The organism is Ferrimicrobium sp. (genome assembly GCF_027319265.1).
In the GTDB taxonomy this organism is placed as follows: Bacteria; Actinomycetota; Acidimicrobiia; order Acidimicrobiales; family Acidimicrobiaceae; genus Ferrimicrobium.
Genome location: NZ_DAHVNP010000029.1, coordinates 19,605 through 41,145 on the forward strand (window position 1 = coordinate 19,605; position 21,541 = coordinate 41,145).

General features: G+C 59.5%; 21 protein-coding genes and 1 pseudogene. 9 read left to right on the top strand and 13 right to left on the bottom strand.

What is annotated here, in order from left to right; genetic code table 11:
• The 4 genes from M7439_RS03710 to M7439_RS03725 are packed head-to-tail and all read right to left on the bottom strand — an operon-like array spanning window position 1 to window position 3,756.
• Complete coding sequence (locus M7439_RS03710; protein ID WP_298347036.1) at window positions 1-1,155, bottom strand: helicase HerA domain-containing protein; 1,155 nt, start codon at window positions 1,153-1,155, stop codon at window positions 1-3.
• Window positions 1,146-2,393, bottom strand: coding sequence for an SCO6880 family protein (locus M7439_RS03715; RefSeq protein WP_298347037.1), 1,248 nt, complete (start codon window positions 2,391-2,393; stop codon window positions 1,146-1,148). The genes M7439_RS03710 and M7439_RS03715 overlap by 10 nt, the downstream gene beginning before the upstream one ends.
• Entirely contained in the window at window positions 2,390-3,466 is a 1,077-nt protein-coding gene (locus tag M7439_RS03720) for a hypothetical protein (protein ID WP_298347039.1), read from the bottom strand. The genes M7439_RS03715 and M7439_RS03720 overlap by 4 nt, the downstream gene beginning before the upstream one ends.
• A gap of 2 nt (window positions 3,467-3,468) precedes the next feature.
• The gene (locus tag M7439_RS03725; RefSeq protein WP_298347040.1) at window positions 3,469-3,756 is read right to left on the bottom strand and encodes a DUF6112 family protein; all 288 of its coding nucleotides are present in this window, start codon (window positions 3,754-3,756) and stop codon (window positions 3,469-3,471) included.
• Between the two features lie 157 nt (window positions 3,757-3,913).
• Between M7439_RS03725 and M7439_RS03730 the strand changes: the two genes are divergently transcribed.
• The 3 genes and pseudogenes from M7439_RS03730 to M7439_RS13020 all read left to right on the top strand — a co-directional run.
• Window positions 3,914-4,936 carry a cell wall metabolism sensor histidine kinase WalK gene (locus M7439_RS03730; protein ID WP_298347042.1) on the top strand — a complete coding sequence of 341 codons (1,023 nt, stop codon included), beginning with the start codon at window positions 3,914-3,916 and terminating at the stop codon, window positions 4,934-4,936.
• Window positions 4,933-5,643, top strand: coding sequence for a response regulator transcription factor (locus M7439_RS03735; protein WP_298347043.1), 711 nt, complete (start codon window positions 4,933-4,935; stop codon window positions 5,641-5,643). The genes M7439_RS03730 and M7439_RS03735 overlap by 4 nt, the downstream gene beginning before the upstream one ends.
• Window positions 5,644-5,731: 88 nt before the next feature.
• Window positions 5,732-5,950 (top strand): annotated as a pseudogene (locus tag M7439_RS13020) (transcriptional repressor); the annotation flags it as partial.
• A 47-nt stretch (window positions 5,951-5,997) separates the two neighbouring features.
• Here M7439_RS13020 and M7439_RS03740 read toward each other — a convergent pair.
• A complete protein-coding gene (locus tag M7439_RS03740) occupies window positions 5,998-7,293 on the bottom strand; it encodes an FAD-binding oxidoreductase (RefSeq protein WP_298347045.1) in 1,296 nt (431 codons plus the stop codon).
• Between the two features lie 106 nt (window positions 7,294-7,399).
• Here M7439_RS03740 and M7439_RS03745 point away from each other — a divergent pair, with 106 nt between their 5' ends.
• Window positions 7,400-8,356: a quinone oxidoreductase gene (locus tag M7439_RS03745; RefSeq protein ID WP_298347046.1), complete on the top strand. Its 957-nt coding sequence runs from the start codon at window positions 7,400-7,402 to the stop codon at window positions 8,354-8,356.
• 128 nt (window positions 8,357-8,484) lie between these two features.
• On the opposite strand, the gene M7439_RS03750 is transcribed toward M7439_RS03745, so the two are convergent.
• The 5 genes from M7439_RS03750 to M7439_RS03770 all read right to left on the bottom strand — a co-directional run bounded on the left by M7439_RS03750 (window position 8,485) and on the right by M7439_RS03770 (window position 12,033).
• Window positions 8,485-8,925, bottom strand: a complete 441-nt coding sequence (locus tag M7439_RS03750; RefSeq protein ID WP_298347047.1) for a hypothetical protein — start codon at window positions 8,923-8,925, stop codon at window positions 8,485-8,487.
• The gene (gene clpS, locus M7439_RS03755) at window positions 8,922-9,209 is read right to left on the bottom strand and encodes an ATP-dependent Clp protease adapter ClpS (RefSeq protein WP_298347049.1); all 288 of its coding nucleotides are present in this window, start codon (window positions 9,207-9,209) and stop codon (window positions 8,922-8,924) included. The genes M7439_RS03750 and clpS overlap by 4 nt, the downstream gene beginning before the upstream one ends.
• Window positions 9,210-9,247: 38 nt before the next feature.
• A complete protein-coding gene (locus M7439_RS03760) occupies window positions 9,248-10,219 on the bottom strand; it encodes a heme A synthase (protein WP_298347051.1) in 972 nt (323 codons plus the stop codon).
• A gap of 61 nt (window positions 10,220-10,280) precedes the next feature.
• The gene (locus M7439_RS03765) at window positions 10,281-11,012 is read right to left on the bottom strand and encodes an ABC transporter permease (protein WP_298347053.1); all 732 of its coding nucleotides are present in this window, start codon (window positions 11,010-11,012) and stop codon (window positions 10,281-10,283) included.
• Complete coding sequence (locus M7439_RS03770; protein WP_298347054.1) at window positions 11,005-12,033, bottom strand: ABC transporter ATP-binding protein; 1,029 nt, start codon at window positions 12,031-12,033, stop codon at window positions 11,005-11,007. The genes M7439_RS03765 and M7439_RS03770 overlap by 8 nt, the downstream gene beginning before the upstream one ends.
• 23 nt (window positions 12,034-12,056) lie before the next feature.
• On the opposite strand from M7439_RS03770, the gene serS reads away from it, so the two are divergent.
• The 4 genes from serS (at window position 12,057) to M7439_RS03790 (ending at window position 14,812) form a co-directional block, all read left to right on the top strand.
• Window positions 12,057-13,400 carry a serine--tRNA ligase gene (gene serS / locus M7439_RS03775; RefSeq protein ID WP_298347055.1) on the top strand — a complete coding sequence of 448 codons (1,344 nt, stop codon included), beginning with the start codon at window positions 12,057-12,059 and terminating at the stop codon, window positions 13,398-13,400.
• Between the two features lie 143 nt (window positions 13,401-13,543).
• Window positions 13,544-13,918 (top strand): succinate dehydrogenase, cytochrome b556 subunit, encoded by a 375-nt coding sequence (gene sdhC / locus M7439_RS03780; RefSeq protein WP_298212195.1) that lies wholly within the window; start codon window positions 13,544-13,546, stop codon window positions 13,916-13,918.
• Entirely contained in the window at window positions 13,918-14,304 is a 387-nt protein-coding gene (gene sdhD / locus M7439_RS03785) for a succinate dehydrogenase, hydrophobic membrane anchor protein (RefSeq protein WP_298347058.1), read from the top strand. Before sdhC ends, sdhD begins: the two co-directional genes overlap by 1 nt.
• Window positions 14,305-14,323: 19 nt before the next feature.
• Window positions 14,324-14,812, top strand: coding sequence for a GNAT family N-acetyltransferase (locus M7439_RS03790; protein WP_298347059.1), 489 nt, complete (start codon window positions 14,324-14,326; stop codon window positions 14,810-14,812).
• Here M7439_RS03790 and M7439_RS03795 read toward each other — a convergent pair.
• From M7439_RS03795 to M7439_RS03805, 3 genes are all read right to left on the bottom strand, one after another.
• Window positions 14,796-17,453, bottom strand: a complete 2,658-nt coding sequence (locus M7439_RS03795) for an AAA family ATPase (RefSeq protein ID WP_298347061.1) — start codon at window positions 17,451-17,453, stop codon at window positions 14,796-14,798. The genes M7439_RS03790 and M7439_RS03795 overlap by 17 nt on opposite strands.
• Window positions 17,454-18,554, bottom strand: a complete 1,101-nt coding sequence (locus M7439_RS03800; RefSeq protein WP_298347063.1) for a DNA repair exonuclease — start codon at window positions 18,552-18,554, stop codon at window positions 17,454-17,456.
• A gap of 127 nt (window positions 18,555-18,681) precedes the next feature.
• The gene (locus M7439_RS03805) at window positions 18,682-19,137 is read right to left on the bottom strand and encodes a MarR family transcriptional regulator (RefSeq protein ID WP_308464382.1); all 456 of its coding nucleotides are present in this window, start codon (window positions 19,135-19,137) and stop codon (window positions 18,682-18,684) included.
• A gap of 41 nt (window positions 19,138-19,178) precedes the next feature.
• On the opposite strand from M7439_RS03805, the gene M7439_RS03810 reads away from it, so the two are divergent.
• Entirely contained in the window at window positions 19,179-21,311 is a 2,133-nt protein-coding gene (locus M7439_RS03810) for an MMPL family transporter (RefSeq protein ID WP_298347065.1), read from the top strand.
• Window positions 21,312-21,541: the final 230 nt, after the last annotated feature.

Genomic DNA, 21,541 nt, shown 5'->3' on the forward strand with positions numbered 1-21,541 from the left:
CTAACCTCGCATAGCCTTATCAGTGTCGACAAGTCCGAATTCTTCCGCAAGAAGTCGGTGGCTCACGAGAAACTGATGGGTACCGATACTCCAGAGCGCCTCGCCCCTGGCGAGGGTAGCGAGTGTCTCGCCCACCATGGGGCTAAGCCCAAGGGTCGCCGTGAGCTGAGTCACCTCCTCGCGGGCTTGGCGAAAGATAACGCGGGTCTCGACATCTTTGACCAATTCAGCGGCCCCAGCGTCCAAATCCGAGATCCGGTGCGTAACGGCGATCACCGACGCTCCATAGCTACGAGCGAGCTTGAACAGACCCCGCATCTCCCGTACTGCATCCGCATGTTGAAGCACCGACCAGGCCTCATCGATGACGACAAAACCTGGGGAGAGTTCTGACTTGGCGAACTGTGCGATACGTGCCCGGAGCAGACAGCTGATAGCGAAGGCCGTCAACCGAGGATCCACGAGCGAGCGAAGGTCCACCACAACGCGTTCCCGAAGGGCGACACTTTGGCCATCCACCGCAAAGACACCGGCGAGATCGCCATCGATGAGGCGGGTGAACTGAGCACGCAATTCGCGACGAAGTCGCCCCTCCTCTCGATCAGCGTGCGCCCCAACGGACCCTCGGTCAACAAGATCGACGAGGTGAGCCAGGGTGATCGTACCGGGATCGACCATGAGCTGCGCGGTGATCTCCTGGAGCAACTGGTACTCCAGCGGTAAGGGTGATCGGCCATAGAGTACGACAAAGATACCCACCAATACCCCGGCGAGGACCCGCTGCGAAGTACCGACTCCTGCAAAGGGGTCCAACCCGGCACCGTCGGCTAGACCCAATTGCTTCGCGCCCAAACTTGTCGCTGCAGGCGCATACTCCCCTTTTGGATCGAGAATCAAGATTGAAGTTGTCGGCGTAGCCTCCCGAACCAACAGGGTCTTGACAAAGGCACTCTTACCACGACCGATCTCTCCAAGCACAAGCATGTTGGGACTCGTCAAATAGCCTGCTTGGTAAAGCTCGAATGGGTCAAAGCAAAAGACACCACCGAGACGGGAAACCCCGACGGGACGAAGGCGAGTGGGAGGCAACGGACTTGAGGCCAGGAGCGGCAGTCGCCCCAGGGTTCGCGTGCTGTCCTGGAAGCTCAACTCCATCCAGTCACCCCCAGAAGCGCCCGCTCGAAGAGGGTGCGCTGCTCCCCAAGGACAAGCTTTAGCCGAAGCTGCGCGCTCGCCGCTAACTCCTCCAGCCCAGCGCGGCTCGCCACCAATCGTTGCGCGCTCGGAGCCAAGAGTACCACCAGCACCTGGTAACGACAGAGCCGGTACCCAGCCAGGAGCTCCTCCTCTTGCGTGAGCGAGGTAGCCTCACGGTAGTCATCTCGGGCTCGATCCAGATAACCTCGCTCTCGACGAAGTCGACGATCGGCGGCCATCTCAGTCCGGTGACGCGCCACCTCCCGTTGAGCCCGTCGCGCCTCGACTGGGTGCACAATGAGGGAGACCACACGGCTTGGGGAGCCCGGGGCAAAGAGGCCGAGGAGCATCCCTGGGTCTACGCTCCGACCTGGCCAACCTTCGATACGATAGGTCGAGGCTACGAACCCGTCGCCAACGAGCATCTCTACCCGTTCACTGGCTTGCGCACCGGCCTTAGAGAAGGAGCTGCTAATGGCGCCACACGCCCTGTCGACCAAGTCGTTGGGTACCTCCGGCGATGCCAAGGTGATGCCTTCGATGTGGTTCGTCGTACCAAGTCCCGTCATCGTTCTAATCAGGGCAGTACGGTGTCGACGCAAAGACCCGGGTGGCCCGGTCACGAGCAACGACGTCTGGACCCCATAGGTGGTGAGCGCCAACTCCCGATAACTCTTGGAGCACTCCGACAGGTCCTCAAAGAGGGTCTGTGGCAGGATCGTGCTACGGAGCACCAGCCCGCCATGTGGCACCAACCGGTTTGACGCCTCGGTCAGGAGGTGTGCCCAGGCGTCGCCGTACTCCCGCTTGGCACGCAGTATCGCTGCTGGGGTCTCATCGGTGACCACGAAGCCCCCGATCAGCTGGCGCGAACCGACACTCATCAGCAGTTGCGCGTCGGTAGAGACCCCTGGGGTACGGCGCGTGAGCCTTGCCCCCACGAACATCTTGATCGATGCAAAGGGGTGGATCTTGAACCAGAGTGTTGCTCCAAGGAGCGCGGCCCCTCCCACGATTCCCCCGATGACCAAGGCGAGGCGCATCATCGGGTTCGCCAGACCAAGGACGCCAATGACGACTACCACCGCAAGAGCAAACCGTGCCACCACGGTGACGCGAAGACCCAACATCTGCGTCCCTGACACGGGGGTGCCAAAATAGACGAGATCATGCTGATCGACGTCATCGCTGTTCATCCTCGTCTCCCTTTTCGTTGGTGTCCGTAGAGAAATTCATCGACCCATGGGTCGGTCTTCGCCATTTCAGCGATCGCCGCTGGCACCGGGTGCCCCTGATACTGGGGCAGGGTCGACTTCGTCTGTTTGGACCAGGGCGCCGCCAAGACGATGCTCGCCATGTACCCCTGATCAGCAAGGGCTCCGGCACGAGAGAGTGCCATGGATCGCGCACTCGAAAAGGCCTCGAGCGCAACCGCCTCACTGAAGGCGACCGAGCGCAGAATCGCGATCGGAGCAAAGCAGACAACCAGCAACAAGGCCACCCCCGAGAAGGCGAGCGAAAGAAGGCTGCCAATGCCAGAGGGACCCGTCCCTTCGACAAGGAGCGCAGCACCCAACCCGACCCCGATAGCGAGAACGAGTTTGGAGATCACAAGCCCAAACAGGGAACGCAGCGCCGTGGTAAACCAGTGACGACCCATCGGAAGGACAATGCCAATGCAGGCCAGCGGAAAGAGCGCGAGTACGAGGTAGATCCCGGCATCACGCATGAGTAACTCCAAAAAGAGGGCAACGGCGCCAAGCAGTGCGATCGCCGCTAGCACCCCTGCCACGATCGGCCCAACCCCAGGAACGGCACGCCCCCAAGAGAAGAGGAGGGCGAGCCGAGGAAGTGCGGCGATGTCCCCAAGCGGCCCCTTTGCGAGTGCATCCACCACGGATGCGAGATCGGCGGTCAAGGTCGGTGCCAGCAGCACTGCACACACCGCGATGGGTACGCGAGCGACCAACTCGACAAGAGACCCGATACTCTGACGCCACAGCGCCGCGACCACCCCGATGAGGAGCGCAGGAACCAACACAATCGCTAGGAGTTCGACCTGCTGACGATAGACCGCCTGCACGGCGTGTGCCCCAATGTCGAGTCGATCCGCCGCGTCGAGCAGCTTGACGACCTCGCGGAGAAACCAACTCAGTGCCCCAGTGAGGAGGTGACCGGCAAAACCGGCGAGCGCGGTCGCCAGGTACCGAACGATCGCATGTGCGATCGCATCGACTGGGGCTGAAATAAGCGACCCGATCACCACCACCGTTAGACACCAAGTCCCAGGTGAAAGAAGAAGTTGATGATCGCTGGCGCTGCACCGATGATGAGCGCGGCTGCCCCCGCCGCCAGAACCGCCCGGCGACCAAAGTAGGACTGCTGGTAGTTCTGGCTATGCGCGCCCAATGCCCAGGTCGCCGCTCCGATAATCAGGCCAATCAGTGCCAAAATGAGCGCCCAACCGCCGATCCCATTGGCGAGCTGTTGAATCACCGCTCCGCCCGGCAACGCCGAGGGATCAGGGTTGAGCGCTACATTGAGAAGCATCCATGCCATCTGTTCCTCCTTCCGTGGAGATTTTAAGCATATCATCCTTTTCTATGATGTTTCATATCATTCCATTAAAAAATATTCTCAAGGGGCCCGCTGCACCATGACACCCACCCGAGGGGCGATTCCCTCCTAGTATGGAGGAGTAAAGGAGAGCACAACGGTGGAGGACAGAACAAGTACACGCGTCGAGGACGCCGAACTTTGGAGTCGCGCAGCGGCGAGCCTCTCGATCGGTGTGGTGCTCGTCGACGCTGACTACCACACCGTCTACTCCGACTACGCCGATAAAATTCCCACGGGTGGCTTCGCCGAGCGTATACTGCTCGAACGCGCCATCTCTGCTCTGAAACACGATGCTCGCCTTGAGCTCTACCGTTCACAGACCCTTGAGGTCTTTGGCCCTCCAAAGAGCTACTTCCAACTCGTCACCACGCCCCTTGGCAGCGATCCTCACCCTCCCTTTATCATCACCGTTGAGAACATCACCGAACGCAAGCGGCTTGAGGAGGTGCGTCGTGACTTCGTCGCCAACGTCTCCCATGAACTCAAAACCCCAGTCGGTGGTATCGTACTCCTCGCCGATGCCCTCAGCCAGGAGTCCGATCCCGCCACCGTCCTGCGTCTCTCTCGTCGAATCCTCGACGAGGGGGATCGACTCGCCCGCCTCGTCACCGACCTCCTCGACCTCTCAAAGCTTGAGGAGACAGAACTCCACCAGATCCATGATGTCAACCTCAATGAGATCGCCTCAGAGTGCGTGGATCGTTATCGACTCGGAGCAGAGGCGCGTGGGATCGGACTTGAGGTGACCTTTGCACCCGACCCCCCGATTGTGAGTGGCGATCGTTGGCAGCTCAGCTCCGCCCTCTCCAACCTCATCGACAACGCCATCAAGTATTCCGAACCAGGAACCGAGGTGCGAGTCACGATCGCCATCTCAGCCGATAGCGTCGAGGCCATCATCGCTGACCGAGGCATCGGTATTCCTGCTCGCGACCTCTCACGTATTTTCGAGCGCTTTTACCGAGTCGATGCTGATCGCTCTCGCGCAACGGGAGGTACCGGCCTCGGACTCTCTATAGTGAGACATGTGATAGAAAATCATCAAGGCAAGATCGACGTCACCTCCACCGAGGGTGTCGGGACGACGTTTACGATCTCGCTCCCGCGGGTCCCCGCATGAGCCCGGATAAAGAACGCATCCTCATCGCCGAGGATGAGGAGAGTTTCATCGACGCGATGACCCTTGGCCTCAGCCGCGAAGGCTTCGAACCCATCGTCGCCAGCGATGGCCAGCGGGCACTCGATCTCTTCCATGAGACAAACCCTGACTGCATCCTGCTCGATGTGATGCTACCCAAAATCTCCGGTCTCGACGTCTGCCGTCAGATTCGCAAGGAATCCAAGGTGCCGATCATCATGGTCACCGCTCGTGCTACCGAGCTCGACACCGTTCTCGGTCTCGAACTCGGAGCCGATGATTACGTCGCCAAACCATTTCGGATGGCCGAATTAGTCGCCCGTATCCGCGCGCTCTTACGTCGGACCACTGAGAGTGCAGAGCGACCGCGCACCGACGAGGAGGTGCTACGCTACCAGGGACTTACCGCCTTCGTCGATCGACATCAGGTGGTTGTGGGCGAGAACGAGATCAAACTTCCCCCGAAAGAGTTTGAGCTCCTCATCCTCTTCCTCCGTAATCCTGGCAAAGTGCTGACCCGCGATCTGCTTGTTGATCGAGTTTGGGGTCATGATTACTACGGAGACACCAAGACGCTCGACGTTCACATCAAACGCCTGAGAACCAAGATTGAACCCGACCCCAACAATCCCACGGTGTTGACCACCATTCGGGGAGTAGGATATCGGCTTGATCTCGGACGAGAATGAGGATACGAGGGTCGCGCACGTCCTCGAACGACTCGCCTCCTCTGGCCATCGCATTACCAGCCCAAGGCGCCATATAGTGACCGCACTCGTGGCAGCCGGTGGACACCTGACGGCGGAAGAGGTCGCCACCGCCGTGCAAGCGCGGGATCCGTCAGTGCATCTTGCGACCGTCTACCGCACGCTTGAAGCACTCGAACACTCAGGGGTGGTGATCCACATCCATCTAGGACATGGTCGTGCCATCTATCATCTCGCCGACAGCTCCCATTATCACCTCTATTGCCAAGAGTGCGGTGCGGTTCAAGAGATCCCCCAGTCCGAGCTGGACAGTCTCTTTACCACGATCGCCCGTTCCTATGATTTTGCACCAAGTCTTGGCCATTTCGCAATCATCGGCACCTGCGGTCGCTGTAGGGATCGCAATGGATCGAAGGGACGCAGCTCCGGCGACACTTCACCCGAGTCGATCACCTGAGCCAACAGTTGACCCGTGATCGGGCCCTGCGTCACTCCCCACATGCCATGCCCAGCGGCGACATAGACCCCCGGTTGCGTCGTGGGTCCAATCAGAGGAAGCCCGTCAGCGCTTACCGGTCGAGGGCCCACCCAACGGTCGTGGGGATGGTCGATATCGATCCCGGTCAACAGATCCCGTGTCGATCGCGTGATCGCTGCGAGCCGTTGCGGATCAAGTGGGTCATCGGGGCGACGAAACTCCATCGTCCCCGCTACCCGTAGGCCACCGTCGATCGGCGTACAGGCCACCCGTGCCGCTGGAAGATAGATCGGTGTCGTGGCCGGCTCCTCGGTATCACAGATCATCGAATATCCTCTCCCCGCTCGCACCGGGATGTGGACACCGAGATCTCGAGCAAGCCGATTGACCCAGGCTCCCGTCGCAACGACCGCTACATCGGAGCGGATCGGCTCTAAACCCGAGCGCGTGCGAACCTGCACCTCACGCCCCGTGCCTCTGATCCGGGTCACCTCCTGCTCCATCATGAAGGTCGCACCTCTTGCGCGTAGCGCGTCCGCAAGTGCATGGGTATAGCGATTGGGATTCAGATACCGCTGATCGTGGATATCGATGACACAACCGATTGCCCGTGAGAAGAGTGGTGACCGATCCTCGGCCGCCTTGCCTTCGAGGAGATCGTAGTGCAACTCCCCACCCGCGTCTCGGATCAACGCAAACTCACTCAACAAGCCCTCGGCCTCACGTCGATCTCGAAATCCTGCGAGGATGGGGGCCCCGGTCGTTGGTTCTTCCACAGAGAGGCTCAGCTGATCGAAGGCCTCCAGCGCACGAGCATTCAAGATGGCTAGCTTATCCATCATCTGGGCAAAGGCACCTCGCGTGCACTGACTGGCAAAAAGTACCAAGAACCTCCAGAGTTCCGGATCGAACCGTAAAGGAACATAGAGCGGTGAATCTGAACGCAGCAAGGAAAGCAGGCCACTCGTGACCAGGGAGGGCTCATTCAAGGGAATCGCCAGCGCCGGCGAAAGCCAACCAGCATTACCCCAACTCGACCCCTCAGCCACGTCAGCGCCGCGGTCTAGGATCGTTACGTCGTAGCCCTGCTCCTGGAGATGCCACCCACACGCGAGGCCCACGATGCCCGCACCGATGACTACCGCTCGTTTCACCCTTTTACCCCCCTTCCAAGACTAAGCTAACTGCCCAAAGAGACCAAACCGGCAAACCCCATGACGGGAAAAACCTCTGGGGATGCTACGAATATTGGAGGTCAGCGTGAAGGCAGTCGTCGTCGAATCACATGGAGGACCCGATCAGCTTCTGGTCAAAGAGATCGCAGAGCCTGAGCCAAAGGCCAACGAGATCAAAATCCGTCTTCGCGCCGCGGGGGTGAATTTTATCGACATCTACCACCGCGAGGGTGTCTATCCGTTGGCACTCCCTACGGTACTCGGCAACGAGGGCGCAGGAGAGGTGATCGAAGTTGGCGAAGAGGTCACGGAGTTCAGCGTGGGTGATCGGGTCGCCTACACCGGAGTGCTTGGGAGCTTCGCCGAACATGCGGTTGTACCCGCCTTGCGAGCCGTGAAGATCCCCAACGAGGTCTCCTTCGACCAGGCAGCCGCCGCCATGCTCCAGGGGATGACGGCCCAGTTTCTCGCCGACAGCTGTTTCCCACTTAAGGAGCATCAGCTTGCCGTTGTCCACGCCGCAGCAGGTGGAGTTGGTTCCCTCCTCACTCAACTCGCCAGTCACAAGCATCACGCGACCGTGGTCGCCACCACCTCCACCCCTGAGAAGGCAGCCCAAGCGACGCGCAATGGCGCCACGCACTCCATCGACTACGATCACTTTGCAGACCTCGTCCATGAGCTCGGAGGCGCTGATGTCGTCTACGATGGCGTTGGGCAGGCGACCTTTGATCGAAGTTTGGCCTCGCTCAAACCTCGCGGCATGTTGGTCCTCTACGGAGCCGCGAGCGGGCAGGTACCACCTTTTGATCTCCAACGCCTGAACCAAGCTGGTTCGGTCTATGTCACGCGACCGTCACTGGTTCACTATATTGCAACCCGTCAAGAGCTGCTCACAAGGGCGACCACCCTGTTCGCTGACATCGCCTCGGGAATGCTACGCGTCGACATTGGCGGCCGTTACCCACTCGACCACGTCGGTCAGGCCCAACTCGACCTCGCCAGTCGGAACACGACCGGCAAGCTCATTATCACCATCTAGCTTCCAGCAGCCGGTGGGCCCAGTGCCCTCCCCGAGGTCGCGCACTCGCCACTGGGGCATGGTCACGCCATCAGCAGATCACACCTCAACGGGACAAAGGTGTAACGCAGAGCACCCACGATCGGTTGTTACCCGAGATCGGCGGAGAGGGCCTCGAGCAGCGAGCTGAGTAGATAGCCAAGGAAGTTGTAGAGATCCTCAGCAAACTTAGGGGTGAGTTTGGCCTCGTTAATCGAGGTCTGTGCCTCCGAAAGGACAAGACGACAGTAGTTCAATAGGGTAGCGAGTTCGTCAGATTGCTGCAAGCTGAGTTGGGAGGCATCGAGCATACCTTCGCCCATCCGGAGACGAGTGACGATATCACCGATGCCGCTCTCACCACCTTTGACGGCCTCCTCCGCCTCAAGGAGCGGATCATCGTACATCGGTGGAGAAAGTCGCCACGCCTCCTGCCCACCTGAGGCGGCAATCTTGGCGACGAGCAGCATCGACTGTTTGGTGACGTCTCGTTGTTGGGCTGGCAAGGAGACAACAATCGCGTCCCCTTGACGGACAAAGGGCTCCTTCACGCTCGGCCTACTGTCGCCCAAAGGCCATACCGATGGAGGCTCGCGACGTTGTTCTCCATGTCTTCACGGGCGCCCGCCGCAACAATGGCCTTGCCATCACGGTGGACTTGCATGGTAAGCTCCGTTGCCTTCACCTTCGAGAAGGCAAAAAGCATCTGCAGTACATAGATCACGTAGGGGATGAGGTTGACCGGGTCATCCCAGAGAATCGTGACCCAGCTCTCCTCTGCGAGTGTCTCTTCTTGTTTTTCCTCAGTCGGCGAGAGTAATGGTGCTGTAGGCAATCGAACGCAATCCTCCTCACCCCAATTCTAACGGGGTGCTACGAGGCGTAGGATGGACCAGGCAGAGAACTCACCTTCGACTCTACGGTACCTACCTCGCCGCGGGCCTCCCGAGAGACATGGAAAAGGGAGAGATAGTACCAGGTCATCGCGATCCACGTCAGCGTTGCCCCGGCAATATGGATACCGATGAGCCCCGCTGGAAGCCCAGAGAAGTACGTGGTGTAACCAATAATCGCCTGAATAGCACCCACCCAGAGCAACAGACGGGCCCGCCGCTGCACCACCTCCGGTGCGCGTGCTTGATGAAGGAGGAACAGATTCGCCAGGATTAAGGCGACAAGAATGATGGCAAAGTCCGCATGAAGGTAGGCCACTTGGCGCAGGTTGAACGGGAGTCGCGATGAGATCGGAGATCCTGAGTAGGGGCCAGTGCCCGCCACCGCAGTCCCAACCACAATGACCGCTCCGAGGTTCAAGAACATCAGCCGACCAAGCCAAACGGTCTCTTTGCCGACAACGGGTTTTGCCTTACCGCCGGCGGAGATCGCATGCTTGTAGAGCACGAGCGAGTTCCAGAGGACGATGATGGCGAGGACGAAGTGTGCCATCACAAAGGGAGGGGCCAGCTTCTCTAACACCGTGATGCCTCCGAGTACGCTTTCGGCCACCACCTCAACAAAAAGCCCTAACGACAGCCACATGATATCCTTGCGAAACGGCTTGCGGAAGAAGGCAAAGACCGCGTTCACACTCATACCAAGCGCGGCAAAGAAGGTAACCACGCGGTTGACAAACTCAATCATCGGGTGGTAATTGAAGGACGATGTGAAGTGACCGGTCGTGCAATCAGGCCAGGTCGGGCAGCCGAGTCCTGACTGGGTGAGCCGGACGATGCCACCGGTCACGATGATGACGGCGCAAAACACCAGCGTCGCATAGGAGATACGACGGAAGAGGGCAGGAGAGACATCCCAAACCTGCTGTAGGCGTTGTAGGCGTTGCTTCATTACTTGCCCATGCTACCGTGAGACACGAAATTTGGCGCAATCGAGTGCCGTTGGCATCTCATCAACTCCATCGGAAGAATCGAACGGCAAGCAATGGCGCACCGATACCCCAAACCAGCAGGTTGATGATCGCCCATGCTGGCACCGGTCCAGCCATCGCTAGGCCATGGAGAATGAGCTCAGAGGCTCCTGCAGCAGGCAGAAACTTGGCGATCACCTCCAGGAAACCAGGCAGGCTGGTCAGAGGAACGGCCATCGATCCCAAGCCGAGCAGAACGAGCCAGAGCAGTGTTGAGAGACCGAGCACCAGTTCGGCCTTCAGCGTCCCACCGATGAGGAGTCCAAGACCAGTGAAGGCGGCCGTGGCGAGCACCCAACCGAGGATGAAGTAGAGAGGATTCCCCTCCGGGTGATAGCCCATCAATACGCCGATCACGACGAGGACCACCAGCTGAATCACCTCGAGAACAACCACCTGCGCCAACTTCGCCATGATGATGCCACGGCGGCCAAGCGGCGTGACTCCAAGACGCTTGAGTACTCCGTAGTTACGGTCAAAGGCGACGGTGATGGACTGCGAAACCATGCCCGAGGCCATGATGCCAAAGGCGATGGCACCAGCAAGAATGAAGTTCACGCGGCTTGGCACCCCAGGTGGCAACGGCAGGAAGGTTACCGACCCAAACACAAGGAGCCCGAGCACGGGAATAACGAGCGTCAAGAGTGCCGCTTCACCCTGTTGAAGAGTCATCTTGATCTCTGATGAGGCTTGCGCCAGTATGGGCCTAGCCACGCGTCTCCTCCGTCGATGTTTGGATGTGATGGTCGGTACGCGTCTGTGCTGGGGGTATCGGAGGAGCTGTCGTACTCGATTCGTGGCTAGCAGGATTCAGCGAACCGGTTCCCGGCGATGTCGCTGCGATCAGCGACAGATAGATCTCCTCCAACGAAGGGCTGACCGTGGCGACATCCTGGGCCTCAACACCCAGATCGGTCAACGTCTGCACCAGAAGCCCCAACAACTCGGTCGTTGGCTCTGCCTCGACGCGATAACGATCCACCCGCACCGGACGGACATGAGCACCCAGTCGAGTACCGAGCATCACACAATCGATACGATCATGCGCCGTAAACTCAACTCCTTCACCGCCATAGGCCTCACGGAGTCCGGCAGGGCTGCCCATCGCTCGTTCCTTACCTCGATCGATGATGAGGACTCGATCGACCATCCGATCGATCTCCTCGAGCTCGTGTCCCGTCATAAGAATCGCGACCGAGGCTGCGCGTAGTTCAGTGATCAAATCACGGATGGCTGCTTTCCCCTCGGGATCGACTCCAGCTGTTGGCTCATCGAGCAGCAGCACGCGCGGCTGCCCGATGAGAGCAAGTGCGAGCGAAAGTCGCTGCTTCTCACCACCCGAGAGTCGACGGTAAGGTGTCTTCAGCACGGAAGCGAGGCTGAGTTGGGCAACGAGGTCGGCGATGGATCGAGGATGGTCATAAAAACGCGAGTACAGCTCCAAGGCGGCCTTGACGGTCATTCGCGCCGGGATCCCACCCTCTTGCAGCATGACCCCCATCTGGCGGGAGAGTTGTGCCTGCTTGGCGGCTGGTTCGATCCCTAACACTCGAACCGATCCCTCAGTTGGACGTCGATAGCCCTCGATCGTCTCCAACGTAGAGGTCTTGCCCGCGCCATTGGGGCCAAGCAGTCCAAGAACTTCGCCAAAGCCCACCCCGAACGAGAGCGCATCGACCGCAACGGTGGCACCGTAGGTGACGGTGAGTTCCTTAACCTCGATTGCATCGTTCATATGGGTACTAGCCTAGAGAGTCTATGATCGATCTGCGAATTTTGCGAGAAAACCCTGACCGAGTCGCCAGGTTGCTCGGTACCCGAAACGTCCCCTCCGATGAGGTTGCTAAGCTCCTCGAACTCGATACCGAGCTGCGACGGACCTTGGCTGAGCGTGATGAGATTCGCGCCTCGATCAACCAGCTCTCCAAAAGCGTAGGCGAACTCCGTCGTGCCGGCCAGACCGATGCGGCGACCCAAGCCCAAGAGCGCTCCCGCACCCTCGGTGAACAGGTCAAGGAGTTAGAGACGCGCGCCAGCGAACTCACTGAGGCTCGCGATGCGATCTGGCTGGTTACGCCGAACTTACCCGCCAAGGAGGCGCCGATCGGCGAGGACGAGCGTGATAATCGGGTGGTGCGCTACTGGTCCCCTGAGGATGGTCATCGCGGGGTAGAGGACTTCGAGCTGCCCACCTTCGCCGACTATCAGCGGGTCCCCCATTGGGAGACCGGCACTGAATTGGGTATCCTCGACTTCGAACGCGCCACCAAAATATCTGGATCGATGTTCTCCATGTATCGAGGCCCTGGGGCACGGCTGCTGCGCTCACTGACCAGCTTGGCACTCGACATGCACGCCGAGGCCTTCGAGGAGATTCGTCCACCCACCCTGGTCAAGCGAGAGACCATGCAGGCAACCGGCCATCTCCCGAAGTTCGTCGATGAAGCCTATGCGATCGAACGCGACGATCTCTATCTGATTCCCACCGCCGAGGTACCGCTCACCTCGCTGGGGCGTAATGAGATTCTCGACGAGGCCCAACTCCCACTTCGCTTCGCCGCCTACACTCCATGCTTCCGTCGTGAGGCCGGTGCTGCTGGTCGCGACACGCGAGGCCTGCTACGCCTGCACGAATTCGACAAGGTTGAGCTCCTCTCCTACTGCACCCCCGACCAGGGTCATGACCTCTTCCTCGAAGTACTCCGACGAGCAGAACTCCTGTTACAGGCGTTGGGGCTCACTTACCGCGTGCTCGACCTGTGCACCGGCGACCTCGGCCAATCCTCAGCACGAACCTTTGACCTTGAGGTCTTCTCCCCAGGAACGGACAAGTGGCTCGAGGTGAGTTCAGTCAGCCTCTTCACCGATTATCAAGCACGGCGAGCTAATATCCGCTATCGTTCAAGCGACGGATCCGTGAACTACGTCTACACGGTCAATGGATCGGCCCTGGCCTGGGGGAGAGTCATCGCGGCGATGCTCGAGGTTGGTCGCCAGCCTGATGGAAGCGTCCTCCTTGCCGAGGTGTTGGCTCCGTACTTCCGTGGAACCACCATCACAAAATCGGAGAAATCTCTCCCGCCGATTTCCAAAAACCGCTGATTCCTTGCTAGCGTAACTCATGTGAGTACTGCACAAGTTATCTTTGCTACGGCGCTGGGCATCATTGCCCTCGGTATTGTTGGGTTTGCAATCTATGTTTTCTCCACCACCATGTGGGGGAATCGCTGGGTGAGGAGGGTCCGGTGAGTAAAGGGGCTACGGTCTACAAGGGCAAGAGCGGGCAATGGGCCTTTGTCCTGCATCGAGTCACCGGGTTCTTGGTGTTTCTCTTCCTGCTGCTCCATATCGTCGACGTTTCAACACTCAACGATCCCCATGTCTATAACCAGATCCACCAACTCTACGGCAACATCTTTCTCCGCCTCTTCGAGGTCGGGCTGCTGTTCGCACTGCTCTATCACGCACTGAACGGCTTACGCGTGATTATGATCGACTTCTGGCCCGGCGTCATCAAGAATGAAAAGGGCGTCTTTAACTTCATGCTTTCGCTTGCGATCGTCTTGACCATCATTGGTGGTTGGTTCATCGTCAAGCCATTCTTTCTAGGAGCGCACTGATGGCAGCCGCACTGACCAGGGGACAGGGCAGAGGGCAACGGAGTTCTCGTCAGAACTTTGAGACATGGGCGTGGTTTTTCATGCGCGTCTCCGGGATCATCCTCTTCTTCCTCGCACTCATCCACATGTACATCATGCACATTGAGAACGATGTCACCCACACCACTGTCAGCTTTGTGGCCCGACGATGGGCGAATCCATGGTGGAAGCTCTTTGACTGGTGGTTGCTCGTCCTTGGACTGCTCCACGGTGGTAATGGTCTACGAACGATCATCGACGACTATGTCAAGAAGCCCCTGAAGCGTACCCTAACGAAAGCGTTGCTCTACGTGGTCGGCAGTGGTCTGTTCCTGCTCGGCACCATCACTGTCTTGACCTTCAAGTAGCGCTTCAGCAGACAATCACGTGACGGCAGACAACCACGTGACGGCAGAGCATACCCTGGTCCACCTCACTCCCCTGAGTATCGCCCACTGCACGGCGATCGCAGCGGGAGAGCGTCAGTCCAACTGGGCAGGCGATTACCCCTCGGCCGGCGACCGCTTCATCGCCCTTGGTACGCTCGAACGACCAGAGGAGCCATTTCCGTGGTGCCATTACCAGGTACTCCTCGCAAGCGGTCTCCTCATCGGTGGAGCCGGGTTCCACGGCGCGCCCGTCAATGAAACGGTCGAGATCGGTTACGGTATCGTCGGTTCCCAACGCGGGCGCGGATGCGCCACCCAAGCGGTTGCACTGCTTCTCCAGATTGCACAGGAGGCGAGAGAGGTGGCGGTGGTGCGGGCAACCACGCTGCCCACCAACCGCGCCTCACAGCGGGTGTTAGAGCATCTGAACTTCTCACGCATCCAAGATGCAGGGGAGGAGTTTGTCTACCTCAAGAGTGTTGAGTAGCACCAAGGTCGTAACTTCGCACGCCGACCAGATCAGAGAAGAGCTCAGGCCGACAGGTAAAGAGCAGAATCTGGTAACGATGGGCGGCACGACTGAGGATGGACTTTAGCCGCATCAATCGTACGCCATCGGCGTTGAGCATCGCATCATCGAGCATCAAGAAGAGCGGTACTCCTCGTTCCGCCATCAGATCGGCGACGCTGAGCCGGGTGAGAAGGGCTATCTGCTCACGGGTTCCCCAGGACAGCCGGTCCACCGACTCCCATCGATGCCCACGGAGCAACTGTTGCGGTGCAAATGCTTCGCCGAGTTCGACCGTGGCATCCGAGAAGAGCTGTCTCGCGTACGCATCGAGCCGTTCCTTCATCGGGGCATTGAGATCCTGTTGGACATCGGCGACGATGCCTTCGGCGATGTCGATCAGCACCCCAAGAGCGTCACGGCGCTCCTCCAGCGAGGCGACCAGCATGCGTGCGCGTTCGCACTCCACCTCTGCGGCAACCAGCTCCTCCTCGGAGAAGGGATCCGCTCGGATTTGACCGAGTACCCCTTGGCGCTCTTCACGACATTGCTGTACCTGTCGTCGATGTTGATTGAGGCGATCCTCAAGGTCAGTGATACGTTCGCCAACCTCCTCGAGGGTCTCTGCCCCAATCACTTGCTCGAGCGTCCCGAGCTCTGTCTCCGACGCGACTTTTTTGGCAAGCAGTTCCGCACGCAGCACCCGCAGGTCGTCTATCCCTTGCTCATCGCCTTGACGGAGCACGGATGCCCCAAGCCATCGTATCGCCTCGCCATGGCGAAGGCGCTCCTCCTGGAGCTGGTGCAGTTCGCCTTCGAGCCGATCGATCTCCGCCGCGTGAAACGAGATCGTCGCAGCTAGTTCATCACCCTCCTCGATGGATAGATCCTCACCATCTGCCCCATCCAGCTCCCCGAGTTCTGCCTCAATCACCTCACGTCGGGTCCACTGGAGCGAGCGGCGACGCGCCAAGGTCGCCAAGCGCTCGGCGAGACTCTCACCCTCTCCCTCCAATCGCATCCTCTCGCGCGTCAGGTTTTGGAGCGAGAGCGTGAGCTCCCGATGTTCGCGCTCGCGTGCCCGAAGATCGGCGACGTTCTCGACCGCAAGTGCCCCGAGCCTTCGCTCGAGTTCCTTCTCGGCATCGTGAAGCTCTTGTCGCAACATCGCTGCACTCTGCTGAGGAGTTAAGGAGACCCTCGCAACGCCAGGCACCGTGAGCAGCATCTCCTCGTCGAGCATGACGGTCTGCGAGCTCGATACCGGCTCTCCATTGATGTAGAGACGATTGATGTGAAGACCATTGGCGTCGAGGCCCTCGGTCTCTTCGATCTCGATCGCGACTACCGTGCTGAGCGTCTGAAGCCGTGCTCGCAGGTTAGCGACACTCGTCTCAAGCTCACCAAGCGCCTCGCTCCCTTCCCCGAGTGCGAGGCCCGCCAGTTGATCCTGGAGGGCACTGATTTCTCCAGTGAGCGCCTCTAGTTGATCCAACGTTGCGCGTATTTGACGCTCCTGTTCATCGATGGAATCGAGTTCTTCCTGGCGCTCCTGTTGGTCACGGATGAGCTCACGAACCCTCGCCTTCGTCGCCATCGCCTCCTCCTTTGCCCCGAGCATGGCTCGACGCTCTTGATGGAACCGCAGCGATCCTTGGCACTCATCGATGGCCTCCTCCACCGTGGTGATAGCCAGTTGGGCCTCAGCGAGTTGGGCTTGTTCCTGGGTCAGTTGGGCCAACCGATTGTCAGTATCTTCGATCCGATCGGCCAAGCCCAACAACACTGACTCTACACGCGCGCGGTCCTCTAGGGCGCGTCGGAGCTCCTCTTTACGCTGCTGTTGTGCAGTACGCTCATCGTGCAATATCCTCTCCGTGCCCTGGGCCTCGAGTACGTCGAGCGTGGCCTGCAGCTGCTCCAGTCGCCCGCGTAGACCCTCAGAGTTTGCCCGGAGCTGTTTTTGCTGTGCATAGGCAATCTCACTCGCTTCAAGCGCCCGCTTGGCTGCCGCAAGGGGACCTCCTCTTCCCGTGGGGCTCATCACCTCACTACGGATGCGTTCCAACCGCGAGATCAAGGCATCGGCCGCAGTCTCTCGTGCCGATCCGATCTCCTCGCCGATCTCGCGGACAAAAAAACTCCGTGCGTTCTCCATTGCCGTCTCGGCACCGAGTGACTTGCCTTGGGGGACCCAAAACACACCGGGGAGTCCAAGCTGGCTCTCCGTGATCACGCGAGCCTGTGGTGCCTCGAAGCGAAAGAGTTCGACGAGGCGCATCACCGCCTCGTCCCCACTCAACACCGTCGAACCCGAACGCAACACGCAGGTTCCGCCTCGTCGGAAGAACTCCTTCGTCAGCTCATAGGTTGTACCCTCATGGAGAAAGGTCACCCGCACCAAGGGACGCGCATCAGGCTGATCGTTAGGGGCGAGGTCCTGCTGGGGAGCCTGCGAACTGTAACGCTCCATGAAGACGGCGGCGATCGCGGCCTGGATCGTGCTCTTTCCCGCCTCGTTGGGGCCATGAATGAGATTGATACCCTCGACAAGGCCGTCGAGCACAAAAGGCTCGCGAAACTTTCTCACTCTCTCAAGCTGTACGGAGATGAGCTGCATCTACTGCCTCTCGTCAAGAGCGAGGAGTTCGAGCACGGCACGACGAAAGACACCAGCGTCGATACCATCTCGCCGTTGGAACAGGCGCTCCAAGACAAGGCCATTCACACCCCCCAGCGCGAGCGAGGCGATCTCCTCATCGGTGGGCAGAATCTCGACCGCAGCCGCCTCCCAATCAAGGGCTTGGACGCGAGCGCGCAGCACCTCCTCTAGCGTATTGAGCGTCTCGAGATCCTCCAGGTCCACATAGCCTCGAATCGTCAACTTCACCACATCAGTGTCATGAAACTGCTCAAGTTCCTGTTTGAAGCGGTCAAGATCCATCTGGGTCCCAAGCTCCACCGTCTCCTCATGCCAATCAAAGCGACCCGTCCGATGCGCCGAGATGACTGGTGGTGCCCCCGGACTCGCAATCTCGACGAGCACCACTGAACCAGAATCGTTCTGGGTGAATCGATCCGTCTCCGGAGTACCGCTGTAATAGGTCCGCTCATCGACACGGTACAGACCATGCCAGTCCCCCAGAGCGAGATAATCAAGGCGTGCCCGGGTCGCTCGATCGAACGCGATCGGATTGTTGGCCTCAGCCATCTCCGGCAGGATACCCGTTACTGCGCCGTGGGCAACGCCGATCCGCAGGTAACCAGGAGGCGACTCCATATGATCGAGTTCGGCGGTAAGGTCGCGCCCAGCATAGCGTGCCTGTAGTGGAGCCGGGAGAACCGCCGTCGCGCACCCATCGAGCAGGATCGGTGAGGGAGTCGTCATGAGGACAACACCGGGACCAAAGATCAACCCATCGGCCAGCTGGTCCCAGATCCCATGAGGAACCGCCGCATCGTGGTTACCAGGAAGGAGCAGCCAAGGACCTTCGAAGGCCTGCATCGCCCGCGCAAGCCGCTGCAAGGAGACCCGATCCGGACGGGCAAACTCAAACACATCACCCGCAACCAGAATAAAATCGACCGCCTCGTCGGTCGCTAGCTGGGCAATGCGCTCCACTGCTTGATGGCGTGCATCCTTGAGATAGACGGATCGCTCTCCAAAAAAGCGAAAAGTCTCCCCAATCTGCCAGTCAGCCGTGTGTAAGAACTTCACCATGAGGGTCCTCCCAAGCGTCATGGGGCGGTGTCCAGGCTAACCGCGCCTCACGCTCTGTTGATGATCCTACCGCCACACAACCCGTGTACTCAATCGCACCCAGAGCGAAGCCGACCACTGTCATCCCTTACGGCCCGTTGAGGTTGTGAAGGATCCTGGAGAGTGCCACCAGCAACCCTTGGCGCTCCACGGGTGAAAAGCCGGCTGTGACCGCCTCCTCGTGACGCCAGGCGAGCGCGGTTGCCCGATCGATCACCTCACGCCCGTGCGTGGTCAAGAGCACCTGATGGGCACGCCGATCACCCGGATGAGGACTACGCGCGATGAGGCCGTCAGCCTCGAGATCATCGAGCAGGGCGACCAGGGTACTCGCCGGGACGTGGGCGTGCTCAGCAAGGCGATGCTGGGTGAGCGGCCCGACCTCGGCGAGGACGCGAAGGACACCAAAGCTGCGAGGTTCCAGGGAGAGGGAGGTCATCAAGGAGTGAAAGCGCTGCGTCTCCATGGCTCCGAGAAACGACAACATAAAAGCGACACTCTCACCAAAGGGGCGCAGTTCGTCACGATCACGGTTGGTCACCATAGCTACACTAGTGGCCCAGTGAGCAACTATATTGAACTGCAATGAATAATTCAGTTCCGAATAATTTCTTTAGCAAACTGGGCCGCGGCGTGCTCGCCCATCGCCGCCTGGTGGTCATCATCTGGGTTCTGCTCTTCCTCGCTGGCGGTGTTGCCGCCGGCAAAGTGGTCAACCGACTGAGTTACAACTTTGCCACTCCCGGTCAACCTGGCTACGTGGCCTCGCAGAAGATCCTGCGCCACTTTGGCAACGGTGGCCAGAATCCACCAGCGATCGCCGTGATCACCGGCGTGGACAACGCCAACACAGCCACCGTTTTGCACGCCCTCACCACAGTCGCCCAACAGTACCCAAGCATTCGTTTTGTCGACTCCTTTAACGCGCCCCGCCTCGATCTGCTTCAGCACGGGGATGAGGTCGTCTACCTTTTCGGAGGGCCTCCCACCTCACTCGCCCCCTCCACAGTGCCGAATCAGATCACCGCTGGGCTCAGCCACGACCTCCCCACCCTGCACGTCGCACTCACCGGAGAGGCCCAACTCGCCTCCGCGGGTAAGAGTTCCGGGTTTGGCGTCTTAGCCGAGACGATCATCGCGGGGATCGGGGCACTGGCTATCCTCGCCTTCGTCTTTGCCTCGGTGCTGGCGATTATTCCCTTGGTGATCGCTGCGGTCTCCATCTTGGCCACTTTTCTCATCCTCCTCGGCCTTAGCTACCTCACTTCGGTGGCGTTTGTGGTCGAGTTTCTCGTCTCGCTCATCGGTCTCGGTATCGCCATCGACTACTCGCTGCTCATCGTCACGCGCTGGCGCGAAGAACGAGGCAATGGTCTTGCCAATCGAGACGCGATCTTGATGTCGATGGCGACTGCTGGACGGTCCGTCGCACTCTCTGGCATCACCGTCGCGGTGGGCCTCCTTGCGCTGATCGTGCTGCCAGTGCCACTGTTGCGGTCCACAGGGATCGGTGGAGTGTTGATCCCGATCATCTCGATCGCCGTGGTGCTTACCCTGTTACCGGTACTCCTCTCGCTTGTCGGTGAACGCCTCGACTGGCCCCATCGAAAGATCGCCAAAGGAGGCTCTCCTGCGTGGCATCGAATCGGCACCTTCATCACTGGCCATGCCTGGCCCTCGTTAATCTTCGCCGGTGTGCTCATCATCGTCTTTGCACTGCCAATCTTTAGCATTCGACTGGGACAGGATCAGGCGGGGAGCCAATCGAGCTCAACTCCTGCCGCTCGTACCTATCATGCACTCCTGCGTGCAGGGTATACGCCGGGCATCCTGTCGCCGATGGAGGTCATCGAAGGACCGAGTCAGGCCGCGCATGTGACCTCCATGGTGCGATCGACCCCCGGGATCGTTGGAGCCGCGCATCCAACTGGCCTATCAGGCACCCGGAGCGGACTCGCCGATGTCATTGCCATTCCGAACGTCGAAACCGTCAACTCCGCCAACTTCGCTCCCGTCAATGCACTGGACTCACTCGCCCAGCACCACCCCTCCATTATCGGAGTGGCCGGGCTCGGGCCCAACGACCTCGACTCCACCAACGCCATCTATGGGCAAACACCACTGATGCTCGGCATCATCGCCATTTTGACGTTCGTCTTACTTTCGACAGCGCTCAAGAGTGTCATCCTTGCCATCAAGGCAGTGATCGTCAACCTCTTCTCGCTTGCGGCCACCTTCGGCATTCTCACCTGGTTCTGGCAATCCGGTCATCTCTCCAAACTCATCTTTGGTATTCCCGCCACCGGTGCCATCACCTTTTGGATCCCGATCTCGACCTTTGCCTTCCTCTTCGGCCTTTCGATGGACTACGAGGTCTTCATTCTCACGCGCATCCGAGAAGAGTACGATGTGACCAAATCAACACGAACAGCGATCATCAACGGTCTCTCAAGGACAGGCAAACTGGTGACGAGCGCTGCACTCATCCTGTTCCTCGCCTTCGCCTCCCTGGCCTCCGCACCCATCACCGATATCCGCGTGCTGGCCACTGGTCTTGGGATCGGCATCCTCGTCGATGCCACCATCATCAGAGGGATCGCTGTCCCCGCATTGATTCAGCTCTTTGGGCGCCTCAACTGGTGGATACCGTCTTGGTGGCCACACCGCGAAGCCAGTACTACCTCGTCGCCCCTGGTTGACGTGTCCGCAACCCACTAAACGCAATCACGCCACGCTTCTCGCGTTCGCGTACAAAGAGCGACGCCTGAGTCGTCCCAACGGTTAGCGTGCCAGCAGCGAGTTCTCCCGTTTCACCGAGATACACGTACGTATCACCCCTGGACAGAGAGCACCGATACACTCGTCCTGGGGCCGAGGAGGTCAACCCTGCACCTCGAACAACGGGTACAAGCGAGTGATGCAACGCCTCGCGCCCCTTTTGACCCCCT